11 protein-coding genes are annotated in these 13,582 nt (G+C 50.2%); all 11 read right to left on the bottom strand.

Annotated elements, in window-relative coordinates:
• Positions 1–9: 9 nt before the first annotated feature.
• Entirely contained in the window at positions 10–633 is a 624-nt protein-coding gene (locus MKY12_RS18150; RefSeq protein WP_339249142.1) for a CPBP family intramembrane glutamic endopeptidase, read from the bottom strand.
• 230 nt (positions 634–863) lie between these two features.
• Positions 864–2,090 (bottom strand): glycoside hydrolase family 5 protein, encoded by a 1,227-nt coding sequence (locus MKY12_RS18155; RefSeq protein ID WP_339249143.1) that lies wholly within the window; start codon positions 2,088–2,090, stop codon positions 864–866.
• 50 nt (positions 2,091–2,140) lie between these two features.
• Positions 2,141–2,632, bottom strand: a complete 492-nt coding sequence (locus MKY12_RS18160; protein WP_339310221.1) for a hypothetical protein — start codon at positions 2,630–2,632, stop codon at positions 2,141–2,143.
• A 61-nt stretch (positions 2,633–2,693) separates the two neighbouring features.
• Complete coding sequence (locus MKY12_RS18165; RefSeq protein WP_339249145.1) at positions 2,694–5,276, bottom strand: glycosyl hydrolase; 2,583 nt, start codon at positions 5,274–5,276, stop codon at positions 2,694–2,696.
• Positions 5,277–5,752: 476 nt separating this feature from the next.
• On the bottom strand, positions 5,753–6,340 hold the full coding sequence (locus MKY12_RS18170; RefSeq protein ID WP_339310222.1) for a hypothetical protein: 588 nt from the start codon (positions 6,338–6,340) through the stop codon (positions 5,753–5,755).
• A gap of 139 nt (positions 6,341–6,479) precedes the next feature.
• On the bottom strand, positions 6,480–7,883 hold the full coding sequence (locus MKY12_RS18175; RefSeq protein ID WP_339310223.1) for a M56 family metallopeptidase: 1,404 nt from the start codon (positions 7,881–7,883) through the stop codon (positions 6,480–6,482).
• A gap of 26 nt (positions 7,884–7,909) precedes the next feature.
• Positions 7,910–8,269: a BlaI/MecI/CopY family transcriptional regulator gene (locus MKY12_RS18180; protein WP_209869561.1), complete on the bottom strand. Its 360-nt coding sequence runs from the start codon at positions 8,267–8,269 to the stop codon at positions 7,910–7,912.
• 107 nt (positions 8,270–8,376) lie between these two features.
• Complete coding sequence (locus tag MKY12_RS18185) at positions 8,377–10,137, bottom strand: ABC transporter ATP-binding protein (RefSeq protein WP_339310224.1); 1,761 nt, start codon at positions 10,135–10,137, stop codon at positions 8,377–8,379.
• Positions 10,134–11,876: an ABC transporter ATP-binding protein gene (locus tag MKY12_RS18190; RefSeq protein WP_339310226.1), complete on the bottom strand. Its 1,743-nt coding sequence runs from the start codon at positions 11,874–11,876 to the stop codon at positions 10,134–10,136. Before MKY12_RS18190 ends, MKY12_RS18185 begins: the two co-directional genes overlap by 4 nt.
• 281 nt (positions 11,877–12,157) lie before the next feature.
• On the bottom strand, positions 12,158–13,252 hold the full coding sequence (locus tag MKY12_RS18195) for a radical SAM protein (RefSeq protein WP_339310227.1): 1,095 nt from the start codon (positions 13,250–13,252) through the stop codon (positions 12,158–12,160).
• A 9-nt stretch (positions 13,253–13,261) separates the two neighbouring features.
• Positions 13,262–13,540 carry a PqqD family protein gene (locus tag MKY12_RS18200; RefSeq protein WP_209869574.1) on the bottom strand — a complete coding sequence of 93 codons (279 nt, stop codon included), beginning with the start codon at positions 13,538–13,540 and terminating at the stop codon, positions 13,262–13,264.
• Between the last annotated feature and the right edge of the window lie 42 nt (positions 13,541–13,582).

Genomic DNA, 13,582 nt, shown 5'->3' on the forward strand with positions numbered 1-13,582 from the left:
AGGTTCACCTCATTTTCCGTTACATAATGGAGTTCTCATCTGAATCACCTTATATTTGAACAACAGCGTAATCCCCAGATTCATCACAAAATGCACAAGCAGCGGGACCAGCAGATTATGCGTCTGCACATACACCCACCCGAAGACCAGACTTGGGATGGTGATGTTCAGCAGCATCAGCGGCTTAGTATAGTACTGGACATGCATTCCCACAAACAGCACCGTGGTGATTGCGATAGCGATCCAGGGGTTGGGGAAGTTCAACTGGAGGACATTCTGAATGATCCCCCGGAACAGCAGCTCCTCAAATAACGCACCGGCAAAAGTGAAGGCAAGGATTGCCGCGAGTGAATAGTTCTGATAGCTCTTATTCGTCTCGTCAATGTAGCTGGCAGGCGTAAGCAGGGTCAGGAAAATTCCGAATAACAAAAGGCTGATTGTTGGAAGGACAACGTAACTTGCCAATTGCAGCGGATTTTGAAAGGATAACAGGTCCTGAAGGGTCAGGACATCGTAGATGACCAAGGCGAATAGTACGGCTGCACTAATGAGAGCGAAGGCGAAAAAGACCAGAACAGCGTCTTTGGGATTGAATTCTTTTTTGGCTGGCGGCGTTTGGGTTGGATGGTTCATGACTTTCCTCTCTTCTCTCTTCTTGAATGACTATGTAAGTGACAATCTTTAAAGGCTAAGATAACATAACAGACATTATTACCACAAGATCGGGCCAGTTACGCGCCGGGAGAGGGTAAAATCATCAAGACTTATCTTCTTCTTCAGCATAAAAAAGCTCCCGTGATCGCCACAGGAGCTCCCTTCATCTTTTTGCAGACCATATGAGCCGCTGCTTCACGCTGAATTGCTTATTGCATCCCCTGCATAATGGCATTGATAATGCCTTGCTGGGTGACGGTATTGTTGTAACGGTTGAACAGGGCGAAGCCGTGCTGGCCGTTATAGCCATTGTCCCAATAGACGGGCACAGCCTTGTACTTCTTGGCGGTTGCAGTTACAGCTTTGGCATAGGCGGCGCGGTAGATATTATTGCTTGAATCGTAGGATGATTTGTCAATGGAACCGAATTCTCCGATCACCACCGGGTAGCCTTGGGTCGTGAATTTGTTGTACATGGATTGGAGCTGCGAGTTCAGGTAATCCTCCTGTCCCCAGGTGGATTTCTTGGCAGGGTTCGTCGCTGACGCTCCCCACTGCGTGATATTCCCCGATTCTTCACCGGCAAAATCCCAAGGGGAATAGTAGTGGGCGGAGATCATGATTCTTTTTTCCGAGCTGGGTATGGTAGAGGATCTGTAGGTGTCAGTTGGGAGTGCGAAGCCGTAATTCCCCGCCGTATAGTCGATATTCGTATTCCAGCCCGGAATCAGCAGCCATCTGGCGCTATTGTTGCCGCCTGTCTGTCTGACCGTATCCACGAAGATCTGATTATAAGCATTGAGGTTGGCGTAGTACGCCGGATTCGGGTTGTTGTAGCTGCCATCGAACACCTCATTCATCGACTCCAAAATCAGCCGCTCGCCATAACTGACGAACTTATTCGCGATCTGCTGCCAGACCTTCTGATACTTCTGCTTAATGGCCGTCTGGTTGCCGCTGTTCACCAGGAGCCAGCTGCCCTGAACGGAATTGAAGCCGTCCCCGTGAATATTAATGACGACATACAAGCCTTCATTGTAGGCGTAATCCACGACTGCCTTCACACGGTCCAACCATGCCGAGTTGATCGTATAGCCGGGAGCGCTCCCGATATAATTCAGGTAGGAGACCGGGATACGGATGGTTTTGAAGCCTGCTGCTTTGACCTTCTGGATCAACTGCGGCGTAATGGTCGGGTTATTCCAGGCGGTCTCACTGGGGATCCCGTTCACCGAAGCTTCAAGCGAGTTGCCCAGATTCCATCCGGCCCCCATCTCGCTGACGATCTGCGAAGCCTGCAACGATCTGAAGTCCGAAGTCAGCGCGGCTGACGCCTCTGCCGCAGATGCGCGGGAACCCGTGCTGCCGAGCAAGGTGGAAGCTAGTAATACTAGTGCTAGGCTGTAGACTCCGCATTTTTTTATTTTAGATAACATAGTTGAACCTCCTCTTATAGTAATTGCGTCACACGAAAACGGTTACAAGTTTATTCATTGACGATGAATGGCTTGGATTGCATTCTAACGATCAGGCAAGACAGAAGCATCGCTATGGAAATTCCGAACATCAAAATGTATCCATTATAAAACAGAGTATTTGTATATTGATTAATCCAGCCGAAACGAAAGACTACGGAATCTTTCTCATTTGTGAAGCCGTTTAAGTTTTGTTCTAATGCACTGATTGTGTTTAGTTCACCAAATATCATGAGCACTAAAGTGACGATTGCCAGAGATGGAATAACCATCGTTGTAATTGTTGGGGGCAGCTTTCTTAAATATTCAATAGATTTCACAACCAAATGTATCAGGAAAATGGCAAACAATATCAGGCTAAGAATCAAAACTACTATTCCGGGATTCCCGTTACCTGATGTCCCTTTTCCAACTCTATACTTAATAGTGGAAATATCGACCGCAAAAATACAAAGTACATTTAACGCCAGCAGTATTATTGTTGACCAATACCTTCTTCTCAAATGAACACCTCCGGTATAATTACCTAGCGGAGAATGGGTCAACAACTACGGCTGAGGGCGCTTAAGGCTCCATCCCCCACACCAGCTGCCCGTTCACATATCCCGTAACCTGCTCATGATCGGCGAACTGGGTATTGCTGGCGTTAAAAGAATAGTCATTGGCCTGATTGTAGTTGGACCAGTTTACCTTAGCGAAGCGGGTCTGGATCTCGGCACTCTGGCCGGGATTCAAGGTTCCCGCAGCGCTGGTGAAGCCAATCTCCAGAGCATAATCAGCACCGGCGGCCGGGGTGTCCAGCTTCACAAATGTACCAGTTACGTTAGCGCCTCCGATGCTGGCCCAGTCGGTCCAGAAGCTCTGCTGCTGCTCGCCGTCAATCGTGTAGTAATACCGGAGCTTCACATCGCTGAGCTGGACCGGTGCATTCCCGGTGTTGATTACTTTGAACTTGGGTGCGATTCCATTGGTCGAAGCACCGGTGCTGCCGTTGTAGGCCTGGATGGTCAAGTCACCCGAAGGCAGCGGAACGCTGCTATCCTCTACGTTCACAGTAAGCACAACCTCTGCTCCGCCGCTAAAATGAAAAGCGATCGCATGCTGACCGAGCGGCAGCGTGGAGAGATAAGCTTTTTTCAGAACAACCGCAGTGTCAGTGGCCGTGTAATCCTGGCTGGAGACAAGGCTGTAACTGCCTCTCTTCAGGCTTGTCAGCTGATGCCCCTGTAAGGTAAGCCCTACAGAAATATCCTGTGCAAGATTCGCCGCCCGGTCAAACACCGCATGGTTTGGTGAGATGGCAGCGCCTGGCGTTGTATCGATGACTTTTACTTTTAACACGGGATCTTGGCCCTGATTGAAATCCAGAACGATCGAATGCTCGCCAACAGGAAGCGTTGCCAGGAACGCCTTAGTGAGCAGCAGTGTGTTCCCGCTTACGGTATAATCCTCGTTCTCAGTCAAAATGGCGGTACCGGATCGAAGAGCCGTTAACGTGTTGCCGTTCAGGTTCATGGTGACGGTCTGGTCGGTCTGATGAGCCGGAGCTTTGTCAAATTCGACCATGGATGGTGTAATGGTTGCGCTTGGATGAGGATTATTGCCCTTCAGATCAGGCAGCTCGTCCAGCGTAATGACATAATCACTCTGGTACAGGGTGGTCAGCGTAGCCGGATAATTGTAGGCCGTACTCATCAGATGCTCACCGTACCATGGGAGGAAGTAGAGCCAGCCTGCTTTTTCATCGGTCAGATTCTGCACACTGGGAACGGTGTCGTTCTCGGTCATGGCTACCATCTTCTTACCGCCAGTGAGATCCACCAGCTGATAAAAGGTCGAGCTAATCGCATCCTCATTCGGCACGCCGGACAGTCCGTCATAGCGGTTGTAGATGGTGTTGTATTTATCGTAGCCGACAATATCCACCTGATCATCCCCTGGATACCAGGCCGGAGAAGTGCTGTACACATAACTGTTATAGGTCCAGATCAGATTGTGCAGGCCGTAGGTCTCCGTAAGCTCGGTATAGAGCTGATCCCAGAGCTGCTTGTACACCTCCGCACCTGCCGAAGCCCACCAGAACCAAGCGCCTTCCCCATTTAGCCCGCCGTTGCCTTCTGCCTCATGGTAAGGACGGAAGATTACGGGAACATTGTTGTCCTGCAGAATCTGCAGTTGCTCCGCCAGATCCTCGATCGCCAGTTGCAAGTATTGGTACTCTTTGGTCCCTGGAATCACAGCATTAGCGGTATTGAAATTGGTCTCGGTCGGCTTGTAGGTGGCTTCCTTCCAATCGACAAACTCCCCAAGCTGATAGGCGGTGAAGTTACGGGGAACGGTAAGATGCCAGCTATTGGTCGCAATCCCGCCCTTGTTATTCACCCAGTCGATCATGCGGGCGGTAGTGCTGTCCTCCCAGCCATACAGCGGATTATAGTTCATGAGGTCGAACCCGCGGACTGCCGGATATTTGCCGGTCAGGTTGTGAATCCAGTCGAATTCCAGCTCGGAGTTGCCATCATTCCCTCCGCCGTAGATCTCCTGCTGGCCCGAGAGCATGTGCTTCCCGTACACCTCCGTCAAATAATTCATCAGGAGCTGCGTTTCGGGCGTGGCCTGAGCGTCAGAGAGAACGGGCTGCACAATCAGGGGGTCCAGGTTCGCATGATCCACCGTTAAGGCGTCGAAATAAGCGAATCCCCAGCCTGCTTTGACCTGAATGGTATTGCTGCCTTGATTCAGCTTGTGATAGCCGAAGTTGAAATCCTTCCATGTAGTGGTGTAGGGCAGCATATACGAACCCTTCGCAGCACCGTTAACGATTAATGCCTGCTGTCTGCCATCCGGGCTCAGCTCCTGCATATACCGGGTCGAGATCGTATACATGCCGGTTGCCGGGACAGTTACGGTGTAGGTTAGCGTACCGGAGTTCTGCATCCAGACAAAACCGCTTCCCGAATAGCCTGGCTTCGGTGTTCCGTAAATCTGGGTCGTCACTTGCAAATCCGGGGTGAGCTGGGCATTCTCGCTTTCGATGGTGATCAGTGCGGGGTCAGCGTGGGCGGTTCGCAGCGGTGCCGTCAAGCCTCCAAGCAGCAGTGTGCAAGCGAGCAGCATGGTTCCTGTTCTTTTGAGCCATTTCTTCATTTTCTTCCTTCCTCCCCATGAACAAAATGGTAAAACCTTGGTTAACCTATCAGATCATGGTTGCGCTTTCATAGCAAAGATAGCATGTATCCCATAATTTGTAAATACAAATTAGCAAGTGTGCTCAACGGGATGAATTGCAGGAGGAATGGAAGGTTAAGTTCATCGTGCGGTGAGAGAATGGGGAGGGAATCTAGTGGAAAAAGTACAACTAATCGAGCGTCCATGGCGTACTTGGGGGTAGCAGTTGGATTAACAACACTTAATTTGTCCAGATTCAGCGGATTTCATAGAATACGTGGAACTAAGTGCCTTTTTTCCAACTGCTTCTTGAAAAGGGAGCGGTTCGGCCGAAACAAGTGCTCTTTATCCAACTGCTATGTTCTCTAGTGTGTCGGTTGCAGGGAGGGCAGCTCTCCGACAGCTCTCCGCGATTCTAACGAAAGCTTGTCCTACCAGAATCAGCCCTCCCCTGCTCATGGTGCAAAAACCTCCGGGTTATCGCTCCGCCAAGCGCCGATGCAGCCGATTAGGCAGGCGATATAGGTTCGTAGCACTCTACCTTCCCTGCTATACTCGTATTCTAATGCGATGTTTATGCCCTCGCCCCGCCAGGCGATAATGCGGCCGGAAAATCCGGGCCATTCACATTCTTCATCCAGCTGCGGAGGGCCATAGGCCGCGATCGCTTCCTCAGGCGAAGAGTTCATCGTAATGTCCTCAGGTAAAATGACGGGATAAGGCACTTCGTTCTGCTTGCCCGAACCAGGGGGAAGGAAGTGAATAGCGCCGATGATCCAATCATCGGGCTTCGTATACTGTAGTCCGGTCAGCTCATTGATTTTGGGTATACGGTAGAGATCCATCCTTAGAGATGCTTTGGCGCACGAGATCATGGTATCGTTGAAATAGCTCTTCGCCGCCGGCATGCGCTTAACGCCATAGGGCTTAAGCACGGCTTGGACTCTCTTGGGATCATACGGCTGGCCCAGCATGCCGATAAGCTGAACGGGCGGCTCTTCAACCCTATCCACATCCGTATCCATATCCATATCCATATTCATATTCATGTCCTCCTCTTCACCTGGCTTGTACTCTGGTCACCCGTTCCCATTATAACAAATAACGCACTCCCCTACATATCTCAAGAAGTGCGTTAACGTTTCATTTTCTGTTCTTTAACACTCAGCATCCGGTGGACAGTTACTTGGCATTCTGGAACTTCAGGCCGTCGGCATTCAGCTCGAAGCCGTACTCTTTCCCCAAGGCCTTAAGCTCACTGTCATTCACCACTTGAATCTGTTGGATCTTGTTGTCCTTGTCCCGGACGACCTTGAAATCCGCCGAGCCGTTCCCGTCATAATAGAATTTGTTGAACTTGCCTTCATGCTTGAGATCCTGGTCCAGGAACAGGCGGATAGGCTTGCCGTTGTAAGAGAATCTGTCCTGTACTTTGTCGTACGTCAGTCCATAGGTCATGTAATCCTTCAGCGCATCATAGTTAAAATCGGTTACCGCTGCTCCATCCTCCGAGGAGGCTGCCGCTGCCGCCGAATCACCCCCGCTGTTGTCGTCGCTCTCCAGTGCATTCATTTCCGCAGAATTCACGGTATTGGCACTGCTTACCGCATCGCTAGACTGCTCTGCGAACGCGGACACCGCTCCTGCGATCAGAATTAGTGAAATGGCGGCCGTCAACACCGTCAATTTTTGTAATTTCATAATCGACACTATCCTTTCCTTGGTCGCATTTTTACTGAAGCCTGTATACAGGGGCGTGAACCCCCTCTGTTGCTCCGCCACCTCCAAGAGACATAACGCATAATCCGCCTTGTGCTCTGCACCCAGCTTACGGATGACTCTGGCATCACAGACCATCTCCAGCTCCCGGTTCAGATAGAAGACCATCAGCCAGACCAGCGGATTGAACCAGTGCAGGCACAGGGCCACGGAGGCAGCCAGCTTCCACACTGTATCGAAATACCGGATATGCATATATTCATGGGTGAGAATATATTCCATGGCTGGTGCATTACCGGTATTCAGGGTCGTGGGCAGAATAATCTTCGGACGCCAGATTCCGCACGTAACCGGCGTATCCATCCGGTCAAATGTCAAGATGGTAAGCTTGCGCCGCAAGGGATGCCGGGCACGCCAGGCCTCGATTACAGGCTCCTGCCTCTGCAGAGGCAGTGCTGTCCGCAGCTCTCTCTTGCTTCTGTAGAAGATCACCGCAAGGGTCATAAGCAGCAGCGCCGCGCCCCCAAGCCATATGGCACCGAGAAGCTCCGGCTTCAGAAACGGCTGCTCCGGCTCCCCGCCCGTAAAGGCTGTGAACGCTATATCCCGGGCGAACATCCCTGTGTGCAGGGCTGATCGTTCCGGCAACTGCACTACGGCTGCTGTGTGCGTGTTAACCTGATTGATTACAGCAGCAACCTCAACCTGTGGCGATAACTGCGGAAGAACCGGCACAGAACCCGGAATCAGCAGTCTGGCGATGACAATTCCCCACAGGACCAGAAATAGCTGTCTGGGTAATTTGTGCAGGGTCGCAGAGCGCAGCACGATCACAAGAACGATCAGCACGCTTGCTGAAAAACTCATCTGTAAGATATCCATCATCCCTAGCCTCAGCGCAAGCTTTCCACGATTTGCCTCAGCTTGTCGATATCCGCTTTGCTGAGGTTCTTCTCATTGAGAAATGCCGAAAAAAACATCTCCGCCGAACCGCCATACATTTTGTTAATCAGCTCTTTGGTCTCATACGTCTGCACCTGCTCCTTGGCAATCAGGGGAGTGCAGACAAACCCTGGGTCTGTCCGCTCTACAGCATCCTTGGCAATCAGCTTCTTGATCACTGTATAGGTCGTATTTCTGTTCCAACCAGTCTCCTGATTCAGAATGGCAGCCAGATCCCCTGCGGGCAGCTTGCCTTCCCTCCATAGAATCTCCATGACCTTCAGCTCGGAATCATACAGCTTAATCTCCATGCACCAGCCTCCCTTCGTTTGACTACTGCAGTAGTCATATCCCAATACTACTCCAGTAGTCACCTAATGTCAATTATATCCTTTTACTACTTGTTTATTCCATGTTATTAAGCATACAAATAGCTCTGGGCCGTATACATCTGATAATATTTCCCCCGCCGGTTCATCAGTTCTGTGTGCGAGCCCGCTTCACAGATCTCCCCCTGGTCAAAAACATAGATAATATCACAGAGCCGCGTTACGCCCAGACGGTGTGAGATCATTATGGTCGTCTTGTTCTCACACAACGCCGAGAACTCTTCGTAGATCTGCGTCTCCACCTTGGGGTCCAGGCTGGCTGTCGGCTCGTCCATGATCAGAATCTCGCTGTCTGCCCTGCTCAGCGCCCTGGCAATCGCCAGCCGCTGCCATTGTCCGCCCGACAGCTCCAGATCATTGTTCTCCAGCTGGCCTAGCTGGGTATCCAGGCCTTGGGGCAGATGATCGATGAAGGCATCCATATTAAAGATATGCAAGGACTGCTTCTGGAACGCTTGTCCGAAATTCCCCGCCCGGATATTATCCGCAACCGAGAACTGGTATTTAATGAAATTCTGAAATACACAGACCGTCTTCCTCCTGAACGAATCAATGACATCAGCCAGCGGGTCTCCTCCGATTAATACTTCGCCTGAAGTCGGCTTGTACAGGCCGAGCAGCATATGAATGAAGGTCGTTTTACCGCTGCCGTTTTCGCCCACTAAGGCAATTTTCTCGCCTTTATGGATGGTTAGTTCAATATTTTTCAGTGTAAGGTTCCCGCTGCCCGGGTATTTGAAATCCACCTGCTTGAACTGAATAGTTGATGCATCTGCAAGCGTCTTATGACCGCCACCGGCATCCTCAGGAAGATCTAGGAAATTCAGCATATCTTCCATATACAGCGTGTAATTGTTCATGGAACTGATTTTAATCACCATACTGCTCAGAGCGCCTGTTATGGCCTGCATCGCAGTAATCACCAGCATAACATCGCCTATACTCATTCGATTATCTATAACGCCTAGACAAGTAATGAGCAGACAGATACCCAGCGCAATGTTCCGCAATAGATCGACAAGCGCTCCGCCCAGTGTATAATGCAGCAGCAGCTTGAACTTCTCTCTCCATACCTCGCTTCGGATCTCTTCCGTGCGGTCATTGAAATAATCAATCAATCCGAACATACGGATCTCCTTGGCATATCTTCTGCTTGTCAGCACATCGTACATATAGTTCAACCGCCGCAGCGGCTTGCTCTGTTCAACCGCCTGGAAGTAGCTCCGCTTGCCCTGTGCATCCATCAGCAACAGATAAGGAATGGTGGCAAGCACCGCAATTACGGGGAAATACCATTTAATATTCAACAGCAGCACTATAAAGGAGAACATGGAGAAGACAGGGAGCACGACAGACAATGAGTTGTTGACGTAAGCCAGAATCCCCTTGTTCACATTGGACTGGACCCGCTCCAGCAGATCGTAGACGGCCGGGTTCTCCAGCTCTTCCATATCAATAACAGACAGCTTCTTGTTCACCTGTCTGATGAATTCACGGTTAATGTTATACTTCAGACGATTATTAACATGCGCAGTAATATGCTCTATCCCTTCCAGTGCAATCTTCAGCACGGTATATCCAGCGATAAGGATCAGCAGCTTGTGCGTTACGGCAGATGCGGACTGGACGATAGCGAGGCCATCGATCAGGAGCTTATAGAGCCAGGCTCCAAGCGGGGCCAGCCATGCGCTGAGCGCCATAAGTGCCAGTGACAGGTACAGATCTTTGGTGCAGAACAGCTTAATGATCAGCTTGAGGTTACGGACATGAACCAGCATTTTCGTTGTCATATGACCTGATCTCCCGTATCGTACCATTTGGCCTGATTCCTGAAGAAGCTGCAATATTCCCCCTTCAGCTGCATCAGCTCAGCATGGGTGCCTGCTTCCACGATCTCCCCCTGCTTCATAAATACGATTCTGTCGGCGAGCTTGGCAATTCCGATCCGGTGGGAGATGAGCACAACACTTTTGCCGCGAAAATATTTGCCGATATTGCGGAACTGCTGAATCTCCGACAACGCATCCAGGGAAGCAGACGGTTCATCGAAGATAATAAAATCGGCCTCGGGCATGAACGCCCGGCTGATCGCTACCTTCTGCCACTGGCCTTCCGACATCTCGATTCCGTCCGCATCGAACTTTTTGCCCAGAATCGTGTCCAGTCCTTTGGGATATTGCTGGATGACCTGGTGAATCTGGCCTTTCACCGTTGCTTCTGTGACTCTATCGTTGTCGTTGATACTCGCTACATCGCCCAGACCGACATTATCCCGGACCGAGAATTCGAATTTGGCATAATCCTGAAAAGCTGCGGTCGATGTCTTACAGTAACTGTGGACTCTGCCTTCCGTCGGCTTCAGCAGACCGGCCATAATTTTGGCCAGAGTGCTCTTGCCGCTGCCGTTCTCACCGACAAGGACAATGTTCTCACCTCTGCCGATGTGCAGATTAATATTCTTCAAAACTGCGGGGGAATTGCCGTATGAGTAAGAGACATCGTGCAGCTCCATCGCCATCCTGTTTCTGGTTAAGACCGAAGAAGGCTGGTGAGGAGTCTCTGCTGCTTGTGTCTCCGGTGTAATCAAGTCTCTAAATTCCTTGATGTAGATGGTATTCTTGCGGGCTTCGGAGAAGAACTCGGCGAAGGAATTGACCCCCTCAATGATCTGACCCTGCCCTTGAGTTAATACGATCAGCTGATCCAGGCTCAGCGTTGTCAATGCCACAGCATAACACATGAACAGCAGTGTGCTGTTCTCCAGGCCCAGCATCAGCCCCGACCATATGCAGCCAATCACCGTCCATTTCAGACTGAAGGCCATATTCAGGTCTCTGATCTCATCGAATTTGGAGAGCCGCTTCGACTCCAGCCACTCATAAATCTGAAAACTCCTAATCTCCTTCTGGTTGCTCCGGTCTTGCATGAGACGGCTTAAATAGTTCAGCTTGCGGTCCTCATGCTCCTGCCGCTTCATCACAGCAATATGTTCCTCCGTGTTGCGCTTCACAAAATAGTTATAGAGCAGCCCCAGCACAATAAAGGCCGCTACATACAGAACCCCCAGCCTGGCAATAATCCATACAGACATGCAGAAGCCGGCAATGGACCCGAGGAAATGGAATACATCGTTAACGGCATTCGTGAGTTTGTACCATAAAGTGTCCTTCGCCCGCTCAATTTGCAGCAGATAATCCGCCTGATCCAGCTTGTCTAAATCTGCTTTGGCAATAGCGGTGAACATCTGTCTTTGCAGCAGTGCACCGACCTTATTCTCCAGCAATTCTATGAACAGCAGCGAAAAGGAGTATTGAATATTCTTCAAGGAGTACACGAGGATATAGGCAATAATGAGGATGGCAATAGACATCACCCCGGACGGATGCCCCAGGCTGACGATGATCCGCCCCATCAGGAGCAGCTCCAAGGGCTGCAGGGCGTACATTAAGATATAGAGCAGGAGGATGGATACCATGGTTACCGGCTGTTGTCTGAAAAAGATGGACAGAACCCATTTATATTCCTTCAAGCGCTCCCCCTCCCTTTCTTAGAAAAGAACATGATTATAGGAAATAACCATGTTCTTGTCGGGTCATATGGAACTTATTAAGTATGCCGCGGATCAGGGTTTACCAGTTTCCGCATTTAAAGTTTTTCTTACAGGAGTAGCTTCCGCAGTTAAATGTTTTCGGACAGCTGAAACCATTCGTACAAGCTGCAGGAGTGATCATTGAATCTGTGCTTGCTTTTTCAATCATAGGTCTGATATAGCTCATGTTCTCACCTCCCTTCAAGTCGCTGTGCAACGAATTACTGCGGCACTAGAGCCTTTCTGTTCTTCTTCAGCTCAGAGACATAATATTTCGTTCTTACCTTGCAGCAGCCGTCCGTATCCTGAATCGAGCCTCCATTGGCTACAGCGAGTGCCACGCACCCCTTGCCGCAAGTCCCATTCCATATACAGCTCTGGCATTGGTTCATATAATTCTGTCCCACCTGCATGAACTTGACGAGGTTCACGATTTGCTGAGACTCAAGCATGGAGGACAGGCTGGTCTCATTCACATTACCGATCGCATACTGGACGTCCGTGAATAATTGGCACAGGAATACATTACCGGAAGAATCTATTCTCGGTGTTAACGGAATCCGGTCAGCATCTTCGGTCACTCCACTTAACAACGGACAGGCTCCTGTAAAATCATCGGGCAATGTGATCTTCATACCGCTGTCCATCAGTTCCACAACCTCCGGATGCCGCTCCAGACGCTCCACCAGTGCAGACTTCTCCAGAATGTCCAGGTATAAGTTGCTCCGGTTATCTTCACTCCGGCCCAGGTTACTGAGGCTCGCAATCTCAGCCTGGGGAATCTCAAGCTCAGCAACCATCTTCAGCAGAGGAACGATGTCATCCTTATTGAAGCCTGTAAGCACGCTGCGGATCAGAATCCGTTCGCTCATACCGGCATCGATTAAATGCGTAAGGCCCAGCATCGTCTGGTTAAAGCTGCCGCGTCCGCATAACTGATCATGAATCTCCGCTCGCGAACCATTCACACTCAGCTGTATGGCCACTTTGCAGGCAGCGAATTTCTCAGCAACCTCCCGGGTGATATAAGTGCCGTTAGTGATCACCAGCACCATACCGAACTGCTTCTCCTGCAGCGCCTCCATGAAATCCCAGAACAAAGGATGCGAAGTCGGTTCTCCCCCGGAGATGGTAATGCTTGTATCGGGATGATCCGGCAGATCATTAATGATGCTCATGAAGGTAGGCATATCAATCTGATCCTGCAGAACGCCGGATTCGTTATAGCAATGCAGGCAGCGCAGGTTACAGTTTGAAGTGATCTCCAGATAACAACCGCCTAACCTAAAGCTCTTGGCTGGGGATAACAATTCCACACTAGCACCTCATTTCCTTATTTTCACGAAACCTCTCTGCTCCAGCTCTTCAAATGCGCCAATACAGTCCGTAATAATATCGCTTAATTCAAGCTGGTCCTTCTCCAGACACTGGTCATGGAGCATACCGGCAACCTCGGATACTGTTCGTCCATTGCAGTGCTCCCACAAATACTTGGCGGTCTGATTCAAGAAGAACATCTCATGATTACGGTCCATCACCAGTGATTCCTCACCAAGATCCTCATGGATCACATTGACTTTGGACAATAACGTGCTTGCGTTCATTCACTCACATCCTTACGGGAAATTACAGATTGTTGTTGCTTG

This window comes from Paenibacillus sp. FSL M7-0896 (genome assembly GCF_037975415.1).
GTDB classification, from domain to species: Bacteria; Bacillota; Bacilli; order Paenibacillales; family Paenibacillaceae; genus Paenibacillus_AQ; species Paenibacillus_AQ silagei.